Source organism: Bradyrhizobium sp. UFLA03-84, assembly GCF_002289535.1.
Lineage (GTDB): Bacteria > Pseudomonadota > Alphaproteobacteria > Rhizobiales > Xanthobacteraceae > Bradyrhizobium > Bradyrhizobium viridifuturi.
This window is the reverse complement of sequence record NZ_NSJY01000013.1, coordinates 1,029,747-1,053,464: the sequence shown is the minus strand read 5'-3', so window position 1 is coordinate 1,053,464 and position 23,718 is coordinate 1,029,747. Positions and strand designations below refer to the sequence as shown.

The window sequence follows — 23,718 nt, the reverse complement described above, 5'->3', positions numbered from 1 at the left end:
GGCAAGCTCATGGCGGCAGAATCGAGGAAACGAGCAGCTGGGTATAGGGCTCGCGCGGATCGTCGAGCACCTGGTCGGTGAGGCCGGTCTCGATGACGCGACCGCCCTTCATCACCATCACGCGATGCGACAGCAGGCGCGCGACGGCAAGGTCGTGGGTCACGACGATCGCGGCAAGGCCGAGCTCGCTGACGAGGTTGCGCATCAAGTCGAGCAGGCGCGCCTGCACCGAGACGTCGAGGCCGCCGGTCGGCTCGTCCATGAACACCAGCCGCGGCTCGGTGACGAGGTTGCGCGCGATCTGAAGCCGCTGTCGCATGCCGCCGGAATAGGTCTTCGGCGCATCGTCGATGCGGCCGACATCGATCTCGACCCGATCCAGCCAGGTCGACGCGGTGTCTCTGATACGACCGTAGTGATTCCAGCCGACCGCCATCAGCCGTTCGCCGACATTGGCGCCGGCCGAGACGCCCATGCGCAATCCCTGCGCCGGATCCTGATGCACAAAACCCCAGTCGGTACGGAACAAGAAGCGCCGCTCCGCCTCGCCGAGCTCGGCCAGATCGCGCAGCACGCCGTCGCGCATCCGGTAGGAGACGCGGCCCGCGCTCGGCGCGAGCTGCGCGGAGAGCAGCTGCAGCAGCGTCGACTTGCCCGAACCGGATTCGCCGACGATCGCCAACACCTCGCCGGGATAGAGCGCGAACGAGACATCGCGGCAGGCCGGCAGCCGGCCGTAATTCTTGGCAAGTCCTTCGGCCACCAGCAGCGGCTGGTCGTTGTCGGGGCTCGAAAGCTCAGACATGCGCCTTCTCCTTGTGCGGTGCCGCGCTCTCGGTGCCATGATGCCCGGCGGCCTGGCGCTGCTCGCAGAAGTCGGTATCGGAGCAGACGAACATCCGGCCGCCCTTGTCGTCGGTGACAATCTCGTCGAGATAGGAATTGTCGGCGCCGCACAGCGCGCAGGGCGCGTTGAAGCGGTAGCGCGTGAACGGATGATCCTCGAAGTCCAGCGAGACCACCGTGGTGTAAGGCGGGATCGCGTAGATGCGCTTCTCGCGTCCGGCGCCGAACAACTGCAGCGCCGCGCAATTGTCCATCTTCGGGTTGTCGAATTTCGGCGTCGGCGACGGGTCCATCACATAGCGCGCATTCACCTTCACCGGATAGGCGTAGGCGGTCGCGATGTGGCCGAAGCGCGCGATGTCCTCGTACAGCTTGACATGCATCAAGCCGTATTCAGCGAGCGCATGCATGCGCCGCGTCTCGGTCTCGCGCGGCTCGAGGAAGCGCAGCGGCTCGGGGATCGGCACCTGATAGACCATCACCTGCCCCGCATGCAGCGTCGCCTCGGGAATGCGGTGCCGGGTCTGGATCACGGTCGCATCGGTCGTCGAGGTCGTGGTCGCGACTCCCGCGGTCTTGCCGAAGAACTTGCGGATCGAGATCGCGTTGGTGGTGTCGTCGGAGCCCTGGTCGATCACCTTCAGCACGTCGTCGGGACCGAGGATCGCCGCCGTCACCTGCACGCCGCCGGTGCCCCAGCCATAGGGCATCGGCATCTCGCGGCTCGCGAACGGCACCTGATAGCCGGGGATCGCGATCGCCTTCAGAATCGCGCGGCGGATCATCCGCTTGGTCTGCTCGTCGAGATAGGCGAAATTGTATGCCGGCGCGTTCATTCCGCGGCCTCCTGCAGTTCGACCGCCTGATTGGCCTCCGCGAACTCCTGCCGCAGCTTGCGCAGCAGGCCGAGTTCGGACTGGAAGTCGACGTAGTGCGGCAGCTTGAGATGTTCGACGAAGCCGGTCGACTGAACATTGTCGGAGTGCGACATCACGAATTCCTCGTCCTGCGCCGGCGCCCCCGCCTCCTCGCCGAGCTCCCGCGCACGGAGCGCACGGTCGACCAGCGCCATCGACATGGTCTTGCGCTCGCTCTGCCCGAAGGCGAGACCATAGCCGCGGGTGAAGCACGGCGCCTCGGTGGTCGAGCCCTTGAACTGGTTGACCATCTGGCACTCGGTCAGCTCGATCGAGCCGAGCGGCACGGCGAAGCCTGCATCCTCGGCGAAGAACTCGACCTCGACCTCGCCGAAGCGGATCTCGCCGGCGAACGGATGATTGCGGCCGTAGCCGCGCTGCGTCGAATAGCCGAGCGCAAGCAGGAAGCCTTCGTCGCCGCGCGCCAGGTTCTGCAGCCGCAGGTCGCGATCGGCCGGGAAGCTCAGCGGCTCGCGCGTGAGGTCGCCGACCGGCGCGTCGCTTTCTGCCTGCGGCGACGTCTCGATCAGGCCGTCGCGGCCGAGAATGTCGGTGACCCGCGGCGTGGCCGCCTGCGAGGCCTCCGCCGTCATCGGCTGCTCCGGCACGAAGCCTTCCGCGAGCTGCGGATCGAGCAGACGGTGGGTGTAGTCGAAGGTCGGCCCCAGGATCTGGCCGCCCGGAACGTCCTTGAAGGTCGAGGAGATGCGTCGCCGCACCTGCATCTCGCCGGTATTGACCGGCTCGGTGGCGCCGAACCGCGGCAGCGTAGCGCGGAAGGCGCGCACCAGGAAGATCGCCTCGATCAAGTCGCCGCGCGCCTGCTTGATCGCGAGCGCCGCAAGCTCGCGGTCGTACAGCGAGCCTTCGGTCATCACGCGATCGACCCCGAGCGCGAGCTGCTCGGAGATCTGCGCCAGCGTCACCTCGGGCACATCGCGATCGCCGCGCCGTTCATGCGCCAGCAGCCGATGAGCGTTCTCGATGGCGCGCTCGCCTCCCTTGACGGCTACATACATCGCTCACACTCCGCTTGCGATCAGCCGCGTGGTGCGCGGAATCGCGACAATCTTGTCGTCATGGACCAGCACGACATCGATGCCGCGCGGGAACAGGGCTTCGTTGATCGACAGCCGCTGGAACAGGTCGCGCGGCTTGATCATCGCCTGCAGCACCGCGCTGCCGTCGATGCCCGGTCCCTTCAGCTCGAAGGCCGGCCCCTGGGTCAGGCTGTCGACCTGCAGGATCAGCGTGGTCGACCGGTCCGGATATTCGCTGCTGCCGAACGCGAAGCGCTCCAGCGCCGGCAGGTTCGCGGCATCGCCGATCAGCGCGAAGCTCGCGATCGAGGAATCCGCGATCACCGGCGCGCTGGCGTGAAATTTCAGCCATCGCGCGACGTCCGGCGTCGCCGACATCGCGGCGTCGAGCCAGATCGGCGTGTCGTGATCGAACAGCGTCAGCGCAATCGCGGCCGAACCGCGCATCAAGCCGGCCGGCGTTCCGACATCAGCGGCGACGCGCTGCACGCTGCCCGGGCGCGCCATAGCATCCATCACGGAGCGGAACGTTGATTGCGCCGACAGCACCTTGTCGGCAAAGCCTGCGGGCATTTCGGCAATCGTCGTCATTGCATCATCCCTCACCGCGCACCATCGTGTAGAAATCGACCCGCGTCGCCGCGGTCTCAGCCGCCTTGCGGCTGCGCTCGGCATCCACAGCGGCACGCAGCGGCGCGATCACCTTGGCCTCCACCTCGCCGGACAATTCCGCCGACTGCACCATGGCGTCGCACAGCGCGATCATCCGCGCCTTCTCGGCGTCACGGCCGAGCGTGTAGCCGAAGCCGACCTCGCCGCTCGCAAGCCGCACCGCCGCGCGCGACACCGTCGCTTCGCCGAGATTGAACGGCGCGCCGTCGCCGCCGACCCGGCCGCGCAGCATCACGAGGCCGTTCTCCGGCTCGCGCAGGTTCTCGTGCTTTGGGATCGCGATCGCCGCCAGCCGGCCTGCGATGTCGGCAGCGGCCGAGTGCGCGAGCACCGTCATCGCAGCCTTGCGCTGGGCCTGCTTGCTGTTTGGTCCGGTCGAACTGGTCGAACTCATGTGCAACCTTGCGTGCGTCAAGTTGTCTATGATAATAGACAACTTGATAGCCGAGCGCCATGACTGTTTCGTGACAAGCCGAAGATTTCTGGTATCACCGCGCGATGAGCATGCAGGAAAGTTCCGGCGTCGCCTTGTGGCGGCAAGTTGCCGACGGCATCGAGCGCGGCATCGCTGACGGCCGCTTTGCCGCCGGCGAAAAGCTGCCGGGCGAGATGGAGATCGCGGAGACGTACCGGGTCAACCGCCACACGGTGCGGCGCGCGCTCGCCGCACTGGCCGAGCGCGGCCTGGTGCGCGCCGAGCGCGGCAGCGGCACCTATGTCGAAGCTCAGCGCCTGGCCTATCCCTTGCGCTCACGCACGCGATTTTCCGAAATCGTCGGCGCCGGCGGTCACGAGCCGCGCGGCCAGCTGATCGATGCCGGCGAGGATATTGCCAACCGCGAGATCGCGCGCGAGCTCGGCCTGAAGATCGGCGCCCCGCTGATCCGGATCGAAGCGGTGCGGCTCGCCGACCGGACGCCGATCTGCGTTTCCACCACCTGGCTGTCGGCCGAGCGGTTTCCCGATGCCGGCAGCGTGTTCGCCAACGTCCACTCGATGACCAAGCTGCTCGCGCATTACGGCGTGAAGGATTACCACCGCGCGTCGACCCGGATCACCGCGGCCATTGTCGATGCGACCGACGCCGCGCGGCTTGATTTGCCGCTGGGACGGCCGGTGCTGGTGGTCGACGCGACCGACGTCGATATGCTGGACCAGCCGCTGGTGACCAAGCGCTCGCGCTTCGCCGCCGAGCGCATGGAGTTCCTGGTCGAGAACGGCTGACGGCATACGCGCTCGCTCCGCACGATTTCGGAATACTGGAAATCTATCCCTGAGTTGCCCGACGCGTCAAGTTGCCTTGTCGAATGCCGGCGACCGCCGGCTCCTTTGCATGGGGTTGTTTTCGTTATTTTGGCTGCGCGCAATGGCGGCAGCCGCACGCCGGGAGAGGCGAAAGGAGAAGCTATGCTACCGCCCGCTGGCCGATGATGGCAAAGCGCAGCTTGCTGGAGATGAAGTCGATCGCGGCGACCGCGATCAGGATCATCAGGATCAGGAACGACACCTTCTGCCATTCCAGCACGCGGATCTGCTCGGCGAGCTGCAAGCCGATGCCGCCGGCGCCGACGATGCCGATGATGGTGGCCGAACGGGTGTTCGATTCGATGAAGTAGAGCACCTGGCCTGCGATGACCGGCAGCACCTGCGGCAGCAGTCCGAACCGGATCTCATGCAGCGCATTGCCGCCAGAGGCACGGATACCCTCGACCTGCTTGCGGTCCGCCGCCTCGATTGCCTCCGAGAACAGCTTTCCGAACGCGCCGAAGTCGGAGACCATGATCGCCAGCACGCCGGCGAACGGGCCGAGGCCGACGACGTTGATCCAGACCAGCGCCCAGATCAGCGTATCGACGCCGCGGATCGAGTCCAGGAAACGGCGCACCGGAAAGCGGATCAGGTTGGACGGGATGATGTTGCGCGCCGCCAGCAGGCTGACCGGCAGCGCGAACAGCGCTGCGAGCGTGGTGCCGAGCAGCGCGATCGACAGCGTCTCGCCGAGCGCCTGCATGTAGAGCGGGAACGATGAGCCGGGGTTCGGCGGGATCATCATCATGGTGATCCAGCCGAGCTGGCTCATCCCGGTGATCAGCTTGGTCGGCGAGAAGTCGAGATCGACCAGGCCGTAGACGAAGATCGCGAGCGCTGCGGCGATCATGGCCGGCATTGCCAGCCGCGCCGACGCCGGACGTTCGAACACGCCGGGGTATTTTCCGCGCAACTCAGCGGTGTCCGGTTTCGGCATCTGGCTCATCGGCGGGTCTCCTTGCCGAACAGCCGGCCGCGCAGCCAGCCGGTCGAGATGTCGATGATGAAGACGGTGACGATGATGGTGACGAGGATGGCGCTGACGTCGGAATAGTAGAACTTGCGGATCGCGACCACGAGCTCCTGCCCGATGCCGCCGGCGCCGACGAAGCCCATCACCGACGCTTCGCGGACGTTGATCTCGAAGCGCAGCAGCGCGTAGCTGGCGTAGCCCGCCGAGACCTGCGGCAGGATGGCAAAGCGCATGCAGGACAGCCAGCTGGCGCCGGTGGAGCGGATGCCCTCGACCGGCTTCATGTCGGCATTCTCGACGATCTCGGCAAACAGCTTTCCGAGCGCGCCGGTGGTGTGGATCGCGATCGCCAGCACGCCGGCCATCGGCCCGAGGCCGAACGCGATCACGAAGATCAGCGCGAACACGATGCCGGGCACTGTGCGGGCGAATTCTAGCAGCCGGCGGATGATGAAGCGCACCCACGGTCCCGGCGAGGTGTTCTGGGCGGCAAAGAAATTCAGCATAAAGGCGAACACCGCACCGGTCAGGGTGCCGACGTAACTGATCAGCAGCGTCTCGCCGAGCAGGCGCAGCCACTTCTTCAGCCCCCAGAACCATTCCAGCGGGTCGGTCCAGACCCGCGCACCGGAGTCCAGCGTCAGGATGCGGTCGAAATAGCTGAGGAAGTTGCCGAAATAGGTGAAGAACGTGTGCAGGTTCACTTCGGCGCCGAGCGCGGCGATGAACAGTGCCGCGCAGAACACCGCGGTCGCCACCGTCGCCTTCAGCCGCTTGCGCGCAACCGCCTTGCGATAGGCATCGTTCAGCGTCGCCAGTTGCTGCGCTGGAAGGATGGATATGGCGGTCGCCATCGATGCGGGCCAGTCTGCTCGAGGGAGGAACGAAAAGGGCCGGGTTGTCGAAACCCGGCCCAAGTCAGCGACGATGTGTGATCAGGAGCCCTTCTTGCGCAGGGCGTCGACGAACTTGATCAGCTCGATGGTCTTGTCGTAGTCGGCGTTGGTGACCGTCTGCCACGGCAGGTTCTTGCCGTCGGACAGCTTCTTGAAGGCTTCCGGATCCTTCTTCGGCATGTCGAGGAAGGCCTGCTTGATCTTCGCCTTCATGTCGTCGGGAAGGCTCTCGAGGTAAGCGTAGGGCGAGTTGATGATCAGGTCGGACTTCACGATGATGCGGAAGTCTTCCTTCTTCAGTGGCGTGCCGTCGCTCGACTTCACCATGTTCTTGGCGAGCATGCGGGTCAGGTTGGAATCGTCGTCGGCATTCCACCAGTTGGCGGCAACGTCGACGGTGCCCTGCGCCAGCGCCAGCACCGCGTTCTCGTGGCTGCCGGTGAACACCACCTTGGAGAAATAGGTCTCCGGATCGATGCCCATCGCGTTCAGCTTGAAACGCGGCATGTTGTTGCCCGAGGTCGAGTTCGGATCGACCAGGCCGAGGTTCTTGCCCTTGAGGTCCTCGACCTTCTGGTACGGGCTCTTGGCGAGCACGTAAAACACCGAATAGTAGCCCTTCGAACCATCGGCATTGACGTCGATCACGAACGCATCGGTCTTGACGCCGGTGAGACGGGCGCGGGCAAACGACGCCGGGCCGTAATAGCCGATGTGGATGTTGCCGGCGCGCTGGCCCTCGATGACGGCCGCGTAGTCGTTGGCGACGCGCAGGTTCACCTTGATGCCGAGTTCCTTGGTCAGATACTCGGTGAGCGGACCGTAGCGCTCGGTGACGCCGGAGCCGTTTTCGGCCGGGATCACGGCAAAGGTGATCTCCGGATATTTGGCCTTCCAGTCCTCGGCCGAAGCCGAGCCGGCGAATGCCAGTGCGGCTGCGCCGGCCAGAATGATGCGACGAGTGATCATGTTACCCCTCCTTGGTAGTTACGCCTGTTGGCCGGGCCAAATGCCCGGTCGTCCAGATTTTCGGTGATGCGACGCTCAGGCCGCGGCTGCGGTGCCGAGCGCCGGAGCAGTTGCGCCGTCGGGCGCCGGCAGCGGTGCTGCGCCGATGACGTCATTGGCCTCGAGGTCATAGAGCTCGCGGGCGATATGGTCGGTGAGCGCCGCCGGCGCTCCGTCGAACACCACGCGGCCGGCCGCCATGCCGACCAGGCGGTCGCAGTAAGTGCGCGCGAGGTCGAGCGAGTGCAGATTGCAGAGCACGGTGATGCCGAAATGCTTGTTGATGCGCAGCAGCGCATCCATCACGATCTTGGTGTTGCGCGGATCGAGCGAGGCGATCGGCTCGTCGGCGAGAATGATGTCGGGCTCCTGCACCAGCGCGCGGGCGATCGCGACGCGCTGCTGCTGACCGCCCGAGAGCTGGTCGGCGCGCTGCGCCGCAAGCTGGGCGATATCGAACTGCTCGAGCGCAGACAGCGCCAGCGCCCTGTCCTGCTCCGGCCAGACCTGCGCCAGCGAGCGCCATGACGGGATCTGGGCGAGCCGGCCCATCAGCACATTGGTCAGCACGTCGAGACGGCCGACCAGATTGAACTGCTGGAAGATCATCGCCGAGCGAGCCCGCCACTGCCGCAGCGCCTTGCCGCGCAGCGCGGTGACATCGGTGCCTTCGAACAGGATACGGCCGGAGGTCGGATCGGCGAGACGGTTGATCATCCGCAGCAGCGTCGACTTGCCGGCACCGGAGCGGCCGATCACGCCGACAAAGCTGCCCGGTGCGATCGAAAAGGACGCATTGTCGACTGCGGCTTTTGCGCCGAAACGGCACGTCAACCCTTCCACCACCAGCATGTAATGCTCCAACCGCGTCGCGTTGGGCCATCGCTATCCCCGGCGTTTTACAGTTATGTGACGGCTGCGCCGCGGTGCGGCGATCGTACACACCCTCGCGCGTCGCTCCCTTGCCGTCATCGCAACGTCATGATGTTGTCATCAAGCATCCCGATGACGAGCGCGCATCCCACGGAAGCCCAAGATTCTTCGAGATTTGCGGAGGCCCTGATGGCCGGAAAAACACTCTCGGTTGTGCCGACTGTCGACCCGACTGCGTCGGTGCGCGAGAGCAAGCTCGGCAAATACACCGAGGTCGGCGCGCGCACGATCCTGCTTGAAGTCAGCATGGATGACTATTCCTACGTCGTGAACGACAGCCAGATAACCTACACCTCGATCGGCAAGTTCTGCTCGATCGCGGCGATGACGCGGATCAATCCCGGCAACCACCCGATGCATCGCGCGACTCAGGCACATTTCACCTACCGCGCCAGCGCTTATTTTCCCGGAGAGAGCGACGACACCGACTTCTTCGACTGGCGACGTGCGCATCACGTGCATATCGGCCATGACGTGTGGATCGGTCACGGCGCGATTTTACTGCCGGGACGGAACGTCGGAACCGGCGCGGTCGTCGCCGCCGGCGCCATCGTGACCAAGGATGTCCCTGCCTATACCATCGTTGCCGGTAATCCGGCGCGTCCGGTGAAGCGGCGCTTCTCCGAGGCAACAGCGGATCGCCTCACTGCGCTCGCGTGGTGGGATTGGGATCACGAAACACTTCGTCGTGTCCTGCCCGACTTTCGCGGACTGGCGGTCGAGGAATTCCTCGACAAGTATGAGGCCGAGGCCGTATCCCAATCACAGGACAAGCAACGGAGCGCCGCATCGTGACGGACATTTTCATCGAGGGCGGACGCACGCTGGTTGACGGTGCCCTGGTCGAGACCTCGCTGCGGACCTCGGGCCGCGACATCGGCGCGCTCGACGCCGAGCAAGGCCGCGCCGCGCTCCACATCGATGCCAGCGGCCTGCTAGTGCTGCCCGGCATCATCGATCTGCACGGCGATGCGTTCGAGCGGCAGATGATGCCGCGGCCAAGCGTCGACTTCCCGACCGACGTGGCGTTGGTCGACAGCGACCGGCAGGCGATCGCCAACGGCATCACCACCGTCTTCCATGGCGCGACGTGGTCGTGGGAGCCCGGCCTGCGCAGCGCGGAAAATGCGCGCAAGCTGCTCGATGCGATCGAAGCGCTGCGGCCGCAGCTTGCCGCCGACACGCGCTTCCATCTGCGCCACGAGACCCACAATCTCGAAGCCGAAGCCGAGATCATTCAATGGCTCACCGAAGGCCGCATCGACCTGTTCGCCTTCAACGACCACAGCAATGTCAAGCCGAAGAAGCGCAACCAGCTGGCTGAGCGCACCGGGCTCTCGCTCGAGGCCGTCAACGACATGCTCGACCGGATCGTGTCGCGCCGTCCCGACGTGCCCGCCTCGATCGCGCGGCTCGCGGCGGCCGCACGCGCGGCTGATATCCGGATGCTCTCGCATGACGACAACAGCCCGGCGATGCGCCAGGAGTTTCGCGCGCTGGGCGCCACGATCGCCGAATTCCCCGTCAACGAGGAGACCGCGCGCGACGCCGCCGCGGCCGGCGACTTCATCGTGTTCGGCGCACCCAACGTGGTGCGCGGCGGCAGCCACACCGGCTGGACCAAGGCATCCGACATGATCGCGCAGGGCCTCTGCTCGGTGCTGGCCTCGGACTACTATTATCCGGCGCAGCTGCTCGCAGCGTTCCGGCTCGCCGCCGACGGCATCCTGCCACTGACCAAGGCCTGGGACCTGATCTCCTCGGCGCCGGCGCGCGCGGCGGGACTCGCCGATCGCGGCGTGCTCGCCGCCGGCCGCCGCGCCGACATCATCGTCGTCGACGACAAGGTGCCGCTGCGCCCGCGTATCGTCGCGGTGATCGCGGCGGGACACCTGGTGCATCTGGCGGATGCGAGCTGCCTCGTTCATTCGCTCGCGCCGCGCAAGACGGTTGCGGCGGCGTAGCTCAGCCCCATGGCCAACACTCCGCGCTACGCGATCTATTATGCGCCGTCACCCGACAGCGCCCTGCACCGCTTCGGCTCAACGCTGCTCGGCTACGACGCCGTTGACGGCCGCGACCTGCCGTTTCCCGGCGGCGTTGCACCCGACTGGCGCGAGGTCACCGAGGACCCGCGCAAATACGGCTTCCACGCCACGCTGAAGGCGCCAACCGCGCTCGCCGATGGCAGGACTGAGGCCGAACTGCTCGATGCCTGCGTCGCCTTCGCCGGCCAGGCCCGGCGGATTCCCGTGATCGAACCGGTGGTCGACGCCATCAGCGGCTTCATTGCCGTGATCCCGGCGAGCCGCTCCGACGATCTGCAGCAGCTTGCCGCCGACTGCGTCACGGAATTCGACACCTTCCGTGCGCCGCTGACGCCGGAAGATCGCGCGCGGCGCAAACCCGAACGTCTCACCGAGCGGCAGCGCGATTATCTCGACCGCTGGGGCTATCCCTACGTCATGGAGGAATTCCGCTTCCACATGACGCTGACGGGACGGCTGAGCGACGAGCGGCGCGGCCCGATCGTGGCACGGTTGCGCGAGCGATTCGCGGCGATCGAGCTCGCGACGCTCGCAATCGATCGCATCGCGCTATTCAAGCAGACGGACAGCGCATCACGCTTCCGCATCATCGGAAGCTGGCCACTGCGGGCGAACTAGTCCGGCTTGGCGATCTCGGCGAGCAGCTACTTCTTGAAGGTCTGCAGCGCGCGATTGCGCTGCGCGCCCGGCGGATGAACCAGCCAGTAGCTGCCGGTGACGTGGCCGACCGGCAGGAGCCGGCGGATCGTGCCGCGCCGTTCGCTTTCGGCGATGAAGGGCTCGAGCGCGAGCGCAACGCCCGCACCGCGTTCGGCGGCCTGCAGCGCGGCGACAAAGCTGTCGACCGAGATCGCGCGCGCCGCGGCCGGCGCCGGCTCGCCGGCATGCTTGAACCACAGCGGCCAGGCTGCCGGAAATGTCGTGACGTGGATCAGCACGGCGCGACCGAGGTCGGCGGCGGTGCGCAGCTTCAACCGCCGCGCCAGCGCCGGTGCGCCGACCGGAACAGTCCTCACCTCCATCAGGCGATGTGCGACGACGCCTTCGGGCTTGTCGGGCCCGAAGCTGATGCCCGCGTCGAACGTCTCGGTGTCGAAATCGACATTGCGGTTCGAGGTCTCGATCGCGAGATCGATTTCGGAATGCCGGGTGAGGAACGCGGATAGCCGCGGGATCAGCCAGGCCGACGCGAATTGCGGCAGCACCTTGAGCCGCAGCCGGCGTTGACCGGCCGCCTCGACCACCGACTCCGCCTGCGCCAGCAACGCGAACGCGCGGCCGGTCGCCGCAGCCAGCTTCTCGCCGGCATGGGTCGGCCTGGTAACGCGATGGGCGCGATGAAACAGCGCGACGCCGAGATGGACCTCGAGATTGCGGATGCGATGGCTGATCGCCGAGGCGCTGACGTTCAGCACGCCGGCGGCCTCCTTGAAGCTGCCGAGCTTGACCGCGACGTCGAACGCCTGCAGCGCCAGCAGATGCGCCGGCCTGAGGCTCGCGGCAGCGAGGTCGTCCCGCTCCTGCGCTGCGGGCCGGCACCCCGGCCTTGGGTTGTTCCTGCTCATCGGCCGATCCTAACGGCCGGCCGCCGCCGATGTCGCGTGGAAAATCCACTTCAGATGAATGTCATTCATGCGAGCCGGGTTCCTTTCGCTTGTCGCATGCGGGACAATGGGAGAGTCTGTCCCTGAAGCGGGACCGGGCGGCAAGTCCGGCCAATGTAGGGAGAACGGCGATGACGACACAGCTCGCGGACGAAGCCGCCATCGTTGAGCGCATCCTCAGGCATATCGATGCGAAATCGACCGATCTCAGCGACGGCGTCTGGCACGAGCCCGTCGCGCATTATCAGTCGCAGGATCGCTTCGCGGCCGAGATCGAACAGGTGTTCCGCCGCACGCTGACACCGTTCTGCCCGTCCGCCGCGCTCGCCGAGACCGGCGCCTATGTTGCGCGCGACGCGGCGCTGACGCCCGTTGTCGCGATCCGCGGCGCCGACGGCATCGCGCGTGCCTTCCGCAATGCATGCCGGCACCGCGGCGTGCAGCTTGTCGACGGCGCGGGCTGCAAGAAGGCGCTGACTTGCCGCTATCACGGCTGGACCTACGGCCTCGACGGCCGGCTGCGCGGTGTCCCCGACGACCATGGTTTTCCCGGGCTCGACAAGAACACGCATGGCCTTGTGCCTGTCACCTGCATCGAACGCGATGGCCTGGTGTTCGTCGCGCAGGACAATCCCGCCGCACCCCCGGACGCGACCGGCATGCCGGCGTTGTTCGGTGACGACTGGAAGCTTTACTCGACCGCATCGCAGGAGGTTGAGGCCAATTGGAAGATCGTCGCCGAAGGCTTCCTCGAAGGCTATCACATCCGGTCGACGCATCAGGATACGTTCTATCCGCTGCAATACCACAATCTCAACGTGATCGAGGCCTTCGGGCGCAACAGCCGGATCAGCTTCCCCTATCGGCGCATCGAGAAGCTGCGCAACGTGCCACCACGCGAGCGCAGAACGGCCGGCATGCTCACGCATGTCTATCACCTGTTCCCGAACGTGATGCTGTCGACCTTCCCGACCAACCGGTTGATGACGGTGCTCGAGCCGCTCGCGGTGGACCGCACCCGGCTCGTTACCTACACGCTGTCGAACCAGATCACGGCGGAAGATGGCCGCGCCGCGGTCGCCCAGGGACGCGACTTCGTCACCGCGGGCGCGGCTGAGGATCGCGAGATGGCTTGCGCCGCGCAGCACGGGCTCGCAACGCGGGCCAACGAGCACTTCACCTTCGGCCTGTTCGAAGGCGCGATCAGGCATTTTCACCAGAACCTGGCCGCGATCATCGACAGCCGCACCGGCGCGCGTTGACCCGTTGCACCACTGCCCAGAGGACCGAGCATGCTGGACCACCCGACCGTCAAATACCGAACCGAGCAGGCCATCGCGATCGTGACCATCGATCGCTATGACGAGGCGCGCAACGCGGTCAATCCGGAGACCGCGCAGGGCCTGGCCCAGGCCTTTCGCAGCTTCGATCGCGATCCGTCGCTGTCGGTCGCGATCCTGACCGGCGCGGGCGGCGCGTTCTGCGCCGGCTTCGACCTCAAGCGCACCGCGGCCGGGCATCGCGGCCACCGCGTCGAGAGCGGCGACGGTCCGATGGGCCCGACGCGGATGAAACTGTCGAAGCCGGTGATCGCCGCGGTCGAGGGACCGGCGGTGGCAGGCGGACTCGAGCTTGCAATCTGGTGCGATCTCCGCGTCGCGGCGCGTGACGCCACCTTCGGCGTCTATTGCCGGCGCTTCGGCGTGCCGTTGATGGATCTCGGCACCGTGCGCCTGCCGCGGCTGATCGGGCACAGCCGCGCGATGGACATGATCCTTACCGGCCGCGGCGTCTCCGGCGAGGAGGCCGGAAGGATCGGCCTCGCCAACCGCGTGGTCGCACCGGGCACCGCGCTCATGGAGGCACGCAGCCTCGCCCACGATCTGTGCCGCCTGCCGCAGGCGGCGCTGCGCAGCGACCGGCTCTCCGCGATCGAGCAATGGGAGCTCGGCTGGGAGCAGGCCACGCTGAACGAATTCCGCCTCGGGCTTGCGACGGTCGCGAGCGGCGAGACCGAGGCCGGCGCCCGCCGCTTCGCCAGCGGCAAGGGTCGGCACGGCGATTTCGCCGACATCGCCTGAGCAGCACGCTACTCGTCAGGCCGGGTCCGGGCGATGATCTCGGCGGCGCCCTTCTCCAGGAGCTCCATGCCGACGGCGCGACCGAGTTCGCGCGGTCGATCGGCGGGCCCACTCCGCGTCACCTCGATGAAGCCGGCACCGGCTTCATCCAGCACCGAGGCGCGCAGCGTCATCTCAGCTCCCGCGAGCGTCGCGTGGCCGGCGATCGGCGAGTTGCAATGGCCGTTGAGCACCCAGAGCACCTCGCGCTCGGCCTCGGCGGCCAGCCGTGACGGTGTGTTGTCGATCGCCGCGAGCCGCGCCCGCGTCGCCCAGTCGGTCTCGACGCATTCGACCGCGACGATGCCCTGGCCGACCGCGGGCAGCATCTCGCCGACCGAGAAATCGTGGGCGATGCGCGCGGTCATGCCGATGCGCTCGAGGCCGGAGCGCGCCATGACAAGCGCATCCGCCGGTCCCACCTCGCCGCCATCGGGCAGTCGCTGCTTGTCGCCACGATCGAGTTTTGCAACACGCGTGTCGGCGGCGCCGCGATAGTGGATCACGGTCGCTTCCGGAAACAGCCGGCGCAGATAGGCGGCGCGGCGCACGGCGTTGGTGCCGATCATGAAGCCCTTGCCGCGCGCGGCGCGCAGGGTGTCCAGCGACAGGCCGGGCCGCAGCACGAGACTGTCATTGGCGGCATCGCGCGCCAGCATGGCCGCGAGGACGAGGCCCGGCGTCTCTTCATTGCCCGGCACGTCTTTCAAGGAATGCATCGCGGCCTGCAGCGTGCCTGATCGCATGGCCTCGCGGATCTCGGCGACGAAGGCGCCGCCCTTGCCGCCATGGCGCAACAGCTTGCTGGTCTGGTCTTGATCGCCGCGGGTCTCGAACTTGACAATCTCGACGGCAAGGTCGGCCGCCGAGGCTCGCAACAGCCGCGCGACCTCGTCCGTCTGCGCGAGCGCCATCGCGCTCTTGCGCGTCCCGATCCGCAAAACCTGTCCCGACACGAAAGCTCCGCTGCGTGGTCATCAACGGCTGGGGAATAGAACAAAAGGCCAGTTAAAACAATGGTTTTCGCCCCCATTTGGCGATGCTCAGGCAATCTCCTCAACAAGCGCGACGCCGGCCTCGCGCATCGCGGCGGTGGCAACAGCAAGCGAACCGCCGAGATCGATGGCACGGCAGGCGGACAGCACGACCGTGGTCTCGAAGCCGAGCCGCCGCGCATCGAGCGCCGAATATTGCACGCAAAAGTCCGTCGCCAGCCCGGCCATCACGATGCGCCTCAGGCCGCGCTCGCGCAGATAGCCGGCGAGCCCGGTCGGCGTGGTGCGGTCGTTCTCGAAGAACGCCGAATAGGAGTCGATCGCGGGCCGGAATCCCTTGCGGATCACGAGCTCGGCCCGGTCGGCCGCAAGCCCGCGGTGAAGCGCGGCGCCCGCCGCGCCCTGTATGCAATGATCCGGCCACAGCGTCTGCGGCCCATAAGGCATGGCGATCGAGGAGAACGGCGCCGCACCCGGATGCGAGCTCGCGAACGAGCTGTGACCCGCCGGGTGCCAGTCCTGGGTCAGCACGACATGGTCGAAGCGCGCCGCGAGCCGGTTGACCACCGGCACAACGGCATCGCCGTCCGCGACCGCCAGCGCGCCGCCCGGGCAGAAATCGTTCTGCACGTCGATGATCAGCAGCAGGTGGTCGGGCCCGATCTTCATCATGTGCCGATCCGCAAGGAGGCGCGCAGCTTGCGCAGGCAGGCGATCACCGACAGCGCGGTGATGCGGCCGGTCTTCGGATTCTCCGAGGGGATGTTCTCGATCATCATCGAGAACCGCGCGGAATCGGAATCGACCTCGATGCGGTGGGTGTTGCGCGTCACCGTCGGATCCGCCCAGATCTCGACCCTGGTGCGGTCAGGGCCGATGCCGGCGAGCGACAGCGCCACCGCGACGTTGAGATTGGCGGGAAAGCCCTTGGCGGCATCGCGCGCGCTGCCTTCGAAGATGCGCAGCGGCTCGGTGATCCCTTCGATCTTGATGTTGTTCTCGACCAGATGCGGCGCGCCGAGCAGGCCCGCGACCGGCTTCCGCGTCACCAGCTTGGCCGAATGAATGGTCCCGATCGCCGCTGCGGTCACGGCGTCGAGCCCGATCAGCGCACCGGTCGGCACGATGATCTGGCCGCCATGAGCCCTGGCGAGATCGACGAGATCCTCATTCTGCAACAGTGCGCCGACGCTGAGCACAACAGCGGTCTTGCCGCGCTCGACCACCGGCGCCACGATCGAGCGGACCACCTTGCTCGGGGCGCACTCGACCACGATGTCGGCGACATCAGCCAGCTGCTCGATCGTCACCAGCTTCGGCGCGGACTTGAGCTCCGCAACCCAACCGCGGTGCTTGTCCGGGTTGTTCGCGGACACGGCAACCAGCGTCAAGCCTTCGATGCCCTGATCGAGCGCCTTGACGACATCAGTGCCGATCGCACCGAGACCTGCGACCGCTACCCGCAACTTTGTCTTGTTGTCAGCCATCATTTCCCGCCGGCGAGCATCTTGACCAGGCGATAGAGATACTCCTGCCCCTCATAGAACGATTTGACCAGTACGCGCTCGTCCTTGCCATGGTTCCGGTTGTCATCGACATCGGCGCCGAGCCCGGAATGACCATAGGTCGGAATTCCCGCGTTGCGCAGGTAGCTGCCGTCGGTTGCGCCGGTGCTCATGACCGGAACGATCGCGGCATCCGGCCAAAACTCCTTCGACAGCTTCTCGATCGAGCCCATGATCTCTTCGTTCAGGGGCGACGGCGGGCTCAGCACGGCCTTGCCGGTCGGGGTCACCGCAATCTGCTTGTCGTCGAGCACGCGCTCGATCGTCGCCTGAACACCTTCGACCGGTTCGCCGGGCAGGATCCGGCAGTTCACCTTGGCGGTTGCCAGCTGCGGCAACGCGTTGATGGCGTGGCCGCCCTCCAGCATGGTGGCGACGCAGGTGGTGCGCAGCTGCGCATTGTAGCCGGGATTCTCCGACAGCCGCGCCAGCGCCGCCGCGTCGGGTTGCGGCGCCAGGATGGCCTTGATGTCGTCGGCATGCGACTTGTCGACCTCGGCGGTCTTGGTGAAATAGATCCGCGTCGTCTCGTTGAAATTCATCGGGAAGTCGTATTTGGAAAGCCGGACGAGGCCTTCCGCGAGGTGGTAGATCGCATTGTCCTTGCGCGGCAGCGACGAGTGCCCGCCGCGATCCTTCACGGTGAGCTGATAGCCGATCGAGACCTTCTCGCTGGTCTGCACGCTGTTGCGGATCGCCTTTCCGTTCTTCAGGCCGACGCCGCCGCCTTCGTTGAGCGCGAACTCGGCATCGATCAGGTCGCGGTGGTTCTTGATCAGCCATTGCATGCCGAGACCGTTGGCATCGAGGATCTCCTCGTCAGTCTCGAGGGCGACGATGATGTCGCGGTCGGGCTTGTAGCCTTCCTTCTTGTAGCGGATCAGGTTGGTGATGAAGGAGGCGGCCATGTACTTGTCGTCGCTCGAACCGCGGCCGTAGAAATAGCCGTCCTGCTCGGTGAGCTTGAACGGATCGACCGTCCAATCCTCGCGCAACGCAGGCACGACGTCGATATGGGCGACCAGGAGGATCGGCTTGCGGGCGCCGGAGCCGTGCAGCCGCGCCACCAGATTGCCCTTGTGCGGCGCGGGCGAGAACACATGCACGTCGGCCTCGGGGAAGCCGGCCGCACGGAGCCGCGCGCCCATCGCCTCGGCCGCCTTCTGGGTGTCGCCGGTCGCGGTGGTGGTGTTGATTTCGACCAGCTCCTGATAGAGGCCGCGGGCAAATTGCTGCTGCTCGGTCAGCCCCTCCGCGCTGGCGCCGGACGAGAGCAGCATCGGAGCGAGCGCTGCCGCAAATTGCAGCGATCGAACCATGTTTCGGGCGTTGTGCGACATCGTGCTCTCCCAGAATTCCACCACCTGATTGGCGACGAATTCAGACAGGCGGCACACGCTTTGGCAAGACGGCGAGCCCTTCAATTTCCGCGCGCATGCTCCGCAGTTTCGCGCATGCTATTTGGAGCCCCTATTTGGCTTCCCTATTAGTATCCTTGGCCGCGATCACCTCGATCTCGACCAGGAAGCCGGGATTGGCGAGGGCTGCGACGCCGACCACCGAGCGCGCCGGCAAGTTCGGCTGGCTGCCGCCGAAGAACTGGGTGTAGCCCTCCATGAAGGCCTTGAAGTCCATCGGCGCGGAGGCGTTGTGGACCAGGAACACCTGCATCTTGACCACGTCACCCATGCCGAGCCCCTGGCCTTCCAGAATAGCCTTGATGCGGTTGAGCACACCGACGGTCTGGGTCTTGGTGTCGCCATAGGCCTGCGGGCTAGACGGGTCGGCGTCCTTGTTGACGACAGGGGGCACCTGGCCGCTGACATAGACCGTCGTGGTGTTGCCGGTGACCGTCACGGCCTGCGCAATCGGGAATGTCGAGTTCGGAATCGGATGCCTGACCACGTCAGCCGAGGCCGCGGTTGCCATCGCCGACAGCGCGGCGCCCAGCACAATACCGATCAATTTCATCAAACTCTCCCCGTGAGTTGCGTGGTCAGCGGCGGGCGTCCTGAACGTCCTTGGTCGTCACCGCGTCCTGATAGCTGTTGCCGAAGTGCGTCCGCAGATAGTTCACAACGGCGGCCACCTGACCATCGGTCATCATGTCGCCGAACGCCGGCATGCCGCGGCGGCCGTTGATGACGAGGTAGATCGGATAGCTTCCGGATTCGAGAGCCTTGTTGCCGGCGAGCGAAGGATAGGTGCCGGCGCCGCTGGCGCCCGTAGCATCCGGCATGTGACAGCCCTGGCAGACATTGGCGAACAACTCCTCACCGGTCATCTCGACGAAACGGTAGCCCGACGAGAAGGTGCGCTTGCCCGCCCCGCTGTCCTGCCCAAGGGCCGCGGACGCCGACAGCAGCGCCAGCGTAGCGATCACAGATGTTGCGGTCCGCATCATCATGTCTTCACCACGCGTTCGTGCAATCGGGTAATCGCGTCGAGTGTGGACAGGATTGCGCCCTCCTGCCAGGCTGGCAGCTGCGAGGCGTGCTCGCCCGCCAGCACGATGCGGCCGTCGATCTGGCAGAGATTGCGGTAATGCTGCGCCCGTCCGGCCTCGGTCCATTCGCCGGCGCAGCCGAGTGTGAACGGCACGCGATGCCAGGCCACCGCGACGCCATTCTCGAATTCGCTCTTGTATTGCGGATGGATCTTGGAGCCGAACTCGACCGCGCTGGCGACGCGCTCGGCCGGCGTCATCGCGGTGAACTCGAAGGAATTGGCGCCCTCATAGAGATAGGCGCCGAGCAGCACGCCGCGGCCGCCGCGGTTGAAGTCATAGTTCGGATAGCCGATATTCCGGATCGGCAGGTCGGTGTAGCTGATGCCGCCATAGATCGCCTCGTCCTCCTCCCAGAACCGCCGCTTGAACTGCAGCCCGACCTTCACCGAGGCGGCATAGGGCAAGGAATCGATCGCATTCTTCATTGGCCCACCGACGTCGACCGGCAGCTGGCTCAGGATCGGCAGCGGGATGGTGCAGATGCACCAGTCGGCGGTCGCCTGCTGCACCGCGGATGGACTGGCGGTGTCGACATAGCTCACGGTGACGCCCGAGCCGTTCTGCTGGATCTGCGTCACCTTGGAATTGTAGCGGATGAGATCGCCGACCTCGCGCGCGAACGCCTTGCCGATCATGTCCATGCCGCCGACCGGCTGGAACATCGTCATCTGGAAATCGTAGCGTGCAAAGCTTTGCAGATAGCGCCACATCCGCGATCGCAGGAGCTCCTGGAGCGGGATCGGATCGCTCGGCAGCGGATCGCCCATCAAGCCGCCGCCGGGATCGCGCGCATAACCGCGGAACTCGGCGGAGCCGAGGTTGGCATTGTACTTGTAATCGCGATCCAGCGCGCCCCAGTCGCGCAGCGCCTGGAGCAGGATCTCCTGATCTTCCTTGGTGACGAACTCGTCGAGCCTGCCTTGCTGGCTGACCTTCGCCAGCAGCTCCGCCACCCCGCCCTGGAAATCGGCCTTGATGCTGCGAAAGCGTTGCGGCTTGCCGCCGAATGCACGCGTCGCGTGCAGATAGGCGTTGTGATTGAGCTGGATGAAGGGTTCCAGCGTCACGTTGAGCCGGCGGCAGTAATCGAGCAGCGCGCGGTGATGATAGGGAATCCGCCACGGACCTGGATTGAGATAGAGCCCCTGCTCGAACTGGCAGGTCTGCTTGAAGCCACCGAGCTCGGTGAAGCTGTCGCCGCCGCGGATCGACCAGTTGCGGCCGCCTGGACGGCTGTTGAATTCGAGGATCTGGACCTTGTAGCCGGCCTTGCGCAGCTCCAGCGCCGCCGTCATGCCGGCAAGTCCCGCGCCGAGGATCAGCACCGAAGCGCCCTTCACGTCGCCCGCGAGCTTGAGCGGTCCCTTATAGGCGGACTCGGATGCGAAGCCGAGGCTCGTCATCGCGTGATACATCGCCGAACTGCCGGCGATGGTCCCGATCAGCGCCAGCAAATCCCGCCGCCTGATCACAGATTCGTTCTGCACCCGCGTTCACCCAGCCACTGACGTCGATGCAGAAGGGAAACGGTTGACGCGATCCGTGTCAAGAAAGGGCACACGCTTCCACATGCACCCACACGCGCTTTTGATGCGTGACGCGACCGATACATCACACCACACGCTCGAGATGCACGCGCCGGCAGTCCATTTCGAAATCGAGCCCGACCACCGGCGGCCGGTCGAAATGCCAGGTCAAGCCATTGCGCAGCACGCCGCGACGGCCGAGCTCGCTTTCGAGCACCGGATAGACGTCATGCACGGTGTAGAGCTGCACCGAGGTGGTGTCCTGCCAGGAACCACCGAAAGCGCTCATCCGGCGTTCCATCTCGTTAGCCACGAATGTCGCCTTCGCCAGAATGCCGGCGGGGCTGGTGTCGCCGGGCGCCACGGTATGATCGCGGTAATTGGCCTTGCCCTCGACCGACTCGCCGCTGCCGGCCACGACAAAACTCGTCGGCGCATCCTTCGCAGCCGGCACCGTGTAGCAGAAGGCGTGGAAGCTCGGCTCGCCAGGCGGATCGAGCTTTGGACAGACATTGCTGCGCGCCACCGGATTGACGCCATCGCGCATCACGCCCCAGGTGATCAACGTCTCGATGTAGATCTCGTTGAAGGCCTTGAACCCATCCTCGGTGAACGGCGCCGGCGAGCGCAGTTCACAGGCCCCGAATGCCGTCAGCGGACGACCCGCCGCCTTGATGATGTCGGCAATCCGCTCGAAACCCGCGCTCAGCGGCACCGGCTCGGAGAACCTGACCCGCTCGATGGCAAAGCCGGGCAGCGCGCCGATGCCGCAGGAATACTGACTGACGCCGGGCATGAAGCGATAGCCGCCGTCGGGGGTGTCGATGGTGCTGGTCATGGTGCCTCGCGATGTGGAGTGATGCGGCCGTCACGATGACGTCGCACGATGCAAGATACACGCGAACGGCCCGATTTCATCACCGCTGTCGTCCCTGCGAAAGCAGGGACCCATACTCGGCGGCGGATGTTGTGAACCGGACTCGTCGTTCCAGCGTCGGACGGCAATGACCAATGGCGGTTATGGGTCCCTGCTTTCGCAGGGACGACACTGAGTTTGTTGCACCGCCTGCGTGTCACGCTTCCGCGTTCTCGCCGCACGTTTTGGCCGAGCTTTGCTGTTCGTTTTGCCCTCTATCGAACAGAGGGCGCAGGGAAAGCCGGGTGCCGATCGCACCCATGGGTGAAAGGCTTGACGCATTTTGCTGAGTTGCCCGTCGGGCAACTCAGCGCGTCGTCATTGTGAGGGAGCCACCGGCGGCAGGGTTCCCTCTCCCCTTGCGGGAGAGGGAGCCTGAGAGGCGTGCTCACCTCACCGCGTTCCGGGCAGCGCGCCGCATGCGTTACTGCGCCTTCGCGATGTACGGGCAACCGCCTTCAGCGAGCGGACGGAAGGCCTGGTCGCCCGGCACCGTGGCGAGGTACTCGTAGAGGTCCCACTTGTTCTTGGACTCTTCCGGCTTCTTGATCCGCATCAGATACATGTCGTGCACCATGCGGCCGTCCTCGCGCACGACGCCGTTCTGGGCAAAGAAATCATTCACCGGGGTCTTCCGCATCTGTGCAATCACGGTCTCGGCATCGACCGAGTTGGTGGCGGCGACCGCCTTGAAATAGTGCCGCAGCGCCGAGTTGACGCCGGCCTGGTAGGCCGTCGGCATCGCGCCGTGGCGCTTGAAGAACTCCTGGGCGAAGACGCGGGTCTCGGGCGTGCGATCCCAGTAGAAGGAATCGGTGAACAGCAGATCGTGCGCATGCGCGAGGCCAAGCGCCGGCACGTCGGTGAGCGTCACTTGCAGCGCGACGAGCTGCATGCCGGCGCGGATGTTGAACTCATCGGCCTGCGACACCGCATTGCGGAAGTCGGAGCCGGCATTGGCCAGCGCCAGGATTTTTGCGCCGGAGGACTGTGCCTGCAGCAGGAAGGACGAGAAATCGGCGGTATCGAAGGGATGGCGCACCGCGCCCAGCACCTTGCCGCCGGCCGATGTCACAGCCTTGCTGGCGTCACGCTCCAGCGCCTGGCCGAACGCATAGTCCGCCGTGAGGAAGAACCAGGGCGTGCCGCCGCGTGCCACAACGGCCTTCGCCGTCGCATTCGAGGAAGCATAGGTGTCATAGGTCCACTGCACGCTGGTCGGCGAACATTGCTTGCCGGTGAGATCGGATGAACCGGACCCCGAGATCAAAAACAGCTTCTTGCGTTCGCGCGTCACGGTCTGGATCGCAAGCGCCACCGCGGAATTGACGCCTTCGGCGATCACGTCGACACCCTTGTTGTCGATCCAGTTGCGCACGATGCCGGTCGCGACGTCGGGCTTGTTCTGATGATCGGCCGAGATGATCTCGATCTTGCGCCCGGCGACCGTGCCGCCGATCTCCTCCGCGGCCATCTGCGCCGCGATCACCGACCCCGGGCCGTTGCCGTCGGAATATTGCCCGCTCATGTCGGTGATGATGCCGACCCGCAGCACACCATCCTCGGCCCGGGCAGCGCCGGCTGCAAAGGAGAGACAGACGGCGGCAATTGCGACCAGGAGATGCGAGCGTTTGGTGATGGACATTTCGTTCCCAGGGGTTCGGATGGTTCGGGCGATCTCCTGAAGGAATCAGGCATCGCCGACAACCCCGTGGCCGGCATGGCGCTCTGCAATTCCGCGCAAGAATTCCGGGAGGAGGAACGCGGCCGGCGACGCGGCTCGCGCGCCACGCTCATCACGCAAACGCCGCGACGAGATTTCGCCGCGGCGCGCCCTGGATG

Annotated in this window: 25 protein-coding genes; 6 read left to right on the top strand and 19 right to left on the bottom strand. The window is 65.9% G+C overall.

Going from position 1 to position 23,718, the window contains the following annotated elements:
- Positions 1 to 7: 7 nt before the first annotated feature.
- From phnK to phnG, 5 genes are read right to left on the bottom strand one after another with little or no spacing between them, the layout of a single operon-like run.
- The gene (gene phnK / locus CK489_RS19095) at positions 8 to 805 is read right to left on the bottom strand and encodes a phosphonate C-P lyase system protein PhnK (RefSeq protein WP_095733305.1); all 798 of its coding nucleotides are present in this window, start codon (positions 803 to 805) and stop codon (positions 8 to 10) included.
- On the bottom strand, positions 798 to 1,682 hold the full coding sequence (locus CK489_RS19090; RefSeq protein ID WP_050627649.1) for an alpha-D-ribose 1-methylphosphonate 5-phosphate C-P-lyase PhnJ: 885 nt from the start codon (positions 1,680 to 1,682) through the stop codon (positions 798 to 800). Before CK489_RS19090 ends, phnK begins: the two co-directional genes overlap by 8 nt.
- Positions 1,679 to 2,782, bottom strand: coding sequence for a carbon-phosphorus lyase complex subunit (locus tag CK489_RS19085; protein ID WP_095733304.1), 1,104 nt, complete (start codon positions 2,780 to 2,782; stop codon positions 1,679 to 1,681). Before CK489_RS19085 ends, CK489_RS19090 begins: the two co-directional genes overlap by 4 nt.
- Positions 2,783 to 2,785: 3 nt before the next feature.
- Positions 2,786 to 3,394, bottom strand: coding sequence for a phosphonate C-P lyase system protein PhnH (phnH, locus tag CK489_RS19080; RefSeq protein WP_198960958.1), 609 nt, complete (start codon positions 3,392 to 3,394; stop codon positions 2,786 to 2,788).
- A 4-nt stretch (positions 3,395 to 3,398) separates the two neighbouring features.
- The gene (gene phnG / locus CK489_RS19075) at positions 3,399 to 3,869 is read right to left on the bottom strand and encodes a phosphonate C-P lyase system protein PhnG (protein WP_094193865.1); all 471 of its coding nucleotides are present in this window, start codon (positions 3,867 to 3,869) and stop codon (positions 3,399 to 3,401) included.
- A gap of 104 nt (positions 3,870 to 3,973) precedes the next feature.
- Here phnG and phnF point away from each other — a divergent pair, with 104 nt between their 5' ends.
- On the top strand, positions 3,974 to 4,699 hold the full coding sequence (gene phnF / locus CK489_RS19070) for a phosphonate metabolism transcriptional regulator PhnF (protein WP_050627652.1): 726 nt from the start codon (positions 3,974 to 3,976) through the stop codon (positions 4,697 to 4,699).
- A 181-nt stretch (positions 4,700 to 4,880) separates the two neighbouring features.
- Here the strand turns inward: phnF and phnE (CK489_RS19065) are convergent, their stop codons facing one another.
- The 4 genes from phnE (CK489_RS19065) to phnC form a co-directional block, all read right to left on the bottom strand.
- The gene (phnE, locus tag CK489_RS19065) at positions 4,881 to 5,729 is read right to left on the bottom strand and encodes a phosphonate ABC transporter, permease protein PhnE (protein WP_095733302.1); all 849 of its coding nucleotides are present in this window, start codon (positions 5,727 to 5,729) and stop codon (positions 4,881 to 4,883) included.
- Positions 5,726 to 6,610 (bottom strand): phosphonate ABC transporter, permease protein PhnE, encoded by an 885-nt coding sequence (gene phnE, locus CK489_RS19060; RefSeq protein WP_095733301.1) that lies wholly within the window; start codon positions 6,608 to 6,610, stop codon positions 5,726 to 5,728. The genes phnE (CK489_RS19065) and phnE (CK489_RS19060) overlap by 4 nt, the downstream gene beginning before the upstream one ends.
- An 81-nt stretch (positions 6,611 to 6,691) precedes the next feature.
- Positions 6,692 to 7,621, bottom strand: coding sequence for a phosphonate ABC transporter substrate-binding protein (gene phnD / locus CK489_RS19055; protein ID WP_095733300.1), 930 nt, complete (start codon positions 7,619 to 7,621; stop codon positions 6,692 to 6,694).
- A 75-nt stretch (positions 7,622 to 7,696) separates the two neighbouring features.
- Positions 7,697 to 8,512 (bottom strand): phosphonate ABC transporter ATP-binding protein, encoded by an 816-nt coding sequence (phnC, locus tag CK489_RS19050; RefSeq protein WP_021076809.1) that lies wholly within the window; start codon positions 8,510 to 8,512, stop codon positions 7,697 to 7,699.
- Between the two features lie 210 nt (positions 8,513 to 8,722).
- Between phnC and CK489_RS19045 the strand changes: the two genes are divergently transcribed.
- The 3 genes from CK489_RS19045 to CK489_RS19035 are packed head-to-tail and all read left to right on the top strand — an operon-like array spanning position 8,723 to position 11,259.
- A complete protein-coding gene (locus tag CK489_RS19045; protein ID WP_095733299.1) occupies positions 8,723 to 9,388 on the top strand; it encodes an LbetaH domain-containing protein in 666 nt (221 codons plus the stop codon).
- The gene (locus tag CK489_RS19040) at positions 9,385 to 10,557 is read left to right on the top strand and encodes an alpha-D-ribose 1-methylphosphonate 5-triphosphate diphosphatase (RefSeq protein WP_095733298.1); all 1,173 of its coding nucleotides are present in this window, start codon (positions 9,385 to 9,387) and stop codon (positions 10,555 to 10,557) included. Before CK489_RS19045 ends, CK489_RS19040 begins: the two co-directional genes overlap by 4 nt.
- Before the next feature lie 9 nt (positions 10,558 to 10,566).
- Complete coding sequence (locus tag CK489_RS19035) at positions 10,567 to 11,259, top strand: DUF1045 domain-containing protein (RefSeq protein ID WP_095733297.1); 693 nt, start codon at positions 10,567 to 10,569, stop codon at positions 11,257 to 11,259.
- Positions 11,260 to 11,285: 26 nt separating this feature from the next.
- Here CK489_RS19035 and CK489_RS19030 read toward each other — a convergent pair whose 3' ends face one another.
- Positions 11,286 to 12,206: a LysR substrate-binding domain-containing protein gene (locus CK489_RS19030; RefSeq protein WP_245350424.1), complete on the bottom strand. Its 921-nt coding sequence runs from the start codon at positions 12,204 to 12,206 to the stop codon at positions 11,286 to 11,288.
- A 170-nt stretch (positions 12,207 to 12,376) separates the two neighbouring features.
- On the opposite strand from CK489_RS19030, the gene CK489_RS19025 reads away from it, so the two are divergent.
- Both CK489_RS19025 and CK489_RS19020 read left to right on the top strand, forming a co-directional pair.
- Positions 12,377 to 13,507, top strand: coding sequence for an aromatic ring-hydroxylating oxygenase subunit alpha (locus tag CK489_RS19025; RefSeq protein WP_245350423.1), 1,131 nt, complete (start codon positions 12,377 to 12,379; stop codon positions 13,505 to 13,507).
- Positions 13,508 to 13,537: 30 nt separating this feature from the next.
- On the top strand, positions 13,538 to 14,326 hold the full coding sequence (locus CK489_RS19020) for a crotonase/enoyl-CoA hydratase family protein (protein ID WP_095733296.1): 789 nt from the start codon (positions 13,538 to 13,540) through the stop codon (positions 14,324 to 14,326).
- Between the two features lie 8 nt (positions 14,327 to 14,334).
- Here CK489_RS19020 and hemC read toward each other — a convergent pair whose 3' ends face one another.
- The 9 genes from hemC to CK489_RS18975 form a co-directional block, all read right to left on the bottom strand.
- A complete protein-coding gene (gene hemC / locus CK489_RS19015; protein WP_095733295.1) occupies positions 14,335 to 15,306 on the bottom strand; it encodes a hydroxymethylbilane synthase in 972 nt (323 codons plus the stop codon).
- 102 nt (positions 15,307 to 15,408) lie between these two features.
- Positions 15,409 to 16,029 (bottom strand): bifunctional nicotinamidase/pyrazinamidase, encoded by a 621-nt coding sequence (pncA, locus tag CK489_RS19010; RefSeq protein WP_095733712.1) that lies wholly within the window; start codon positions 16,027 to 16,029, stop codon positions 15,409 to 15,411.
- Positions 16,029 to 16,847, bottom strand: coding sequence for an aspartate dehydrogenase (locus CK489_RS19005; protein WP_095733294.1), 819 nt, complete (start codon positions 16,845 to 16,847; stop codon positions 16,029 to 16,031). The genes pncA and CK489_RS19005 overlap by 1 nt, the downstream gene beginning before the upstream one ends.
- On the bottom strand, positions 16,847 to 18,265 hold the full coding sequence (locus CK489_RS19000) for a M20/M25/M40 family metallo-hydrolase (protein WP_095733711.1): 1,419 nt from the start codon (positions 18,263 to 18,265) through the stop codon (positions 16,847 to 16,849). Before CK489_RS19000 ends, CK489_RS19005 begins: the two co-directional genes overlap by 1 nt.
- A gap of 130 nt (positions 18,266 to 18,395) precedes the next feature.
- The gene (locus CK489_RS18995) at positions 18,396 to 18,896 is read right to left on the bottom strand and encodes a RidA family protein (protein WP_063781815.1); all 501 of its coding nucleotides are present in this window, start codon (positions 18,894 to 18,896) and stop codon (positions 18,396 to 18,398) included.
- 25 nt (positions 18,897 to 18,921) lie between these two features.
- Complete coding sequence (locus CK489_RS18990) at positions 18,922 to 19,332, bottom strand: c-type cytochrome (RefSeq protein ID WP_050627662.1); 411 nt, start codon at positions 19,330 to 19,332, stop codon at positions 18,922 to 18,924.
- Positions 19,329 to 20,921 carry an NAD(P)/FAD-dependent oxidoreductase gene (locus CK489_RS18985; protein ID WP_095733293.1) on the bottom strand — a complete coding sequence of 531 codons (1,593 nt, stop codon included), beginning with the start codon at positions 20,919 to 20,921 and terminating at the stop codon, positions 19,329 to 19,331. Before CK489_RS18985 ends, CK489_RS18990 begins: the two co-directional genes overlap by 4 nt.
- Positions 20,922 to 21,045: 124 nt before the next feature.
- The gene (gene cnbZ, locus CK489_RS18980; RefSeq protein WP_095733292.1) at positions 21,046 to 21,798 is read right to left on the bottom strand and encodes a 2-amino-5-chloromuconate deaminase CnbZ; all 753 of its coding nucleotides are present in this window, start codon (positions 21,796 to 21,798) and stop codon (positions 21,046 to 21,048) included.
- A 502-nt stretch (positions 21,799 to 22,300) separates the two neighbouring features.
- A complete protein-coding gene (locus CK489_RS18975; protein ID WP_095733291.1) occupies positions 22,301 to 23,521 on the bottom strand; it encodes an ABC transporter substrate-binding protein in 1,221 nt (406 codons plus the stop codon).
- Positions 23,522 to 23,718: the final 197 nt, after the last annotated feature.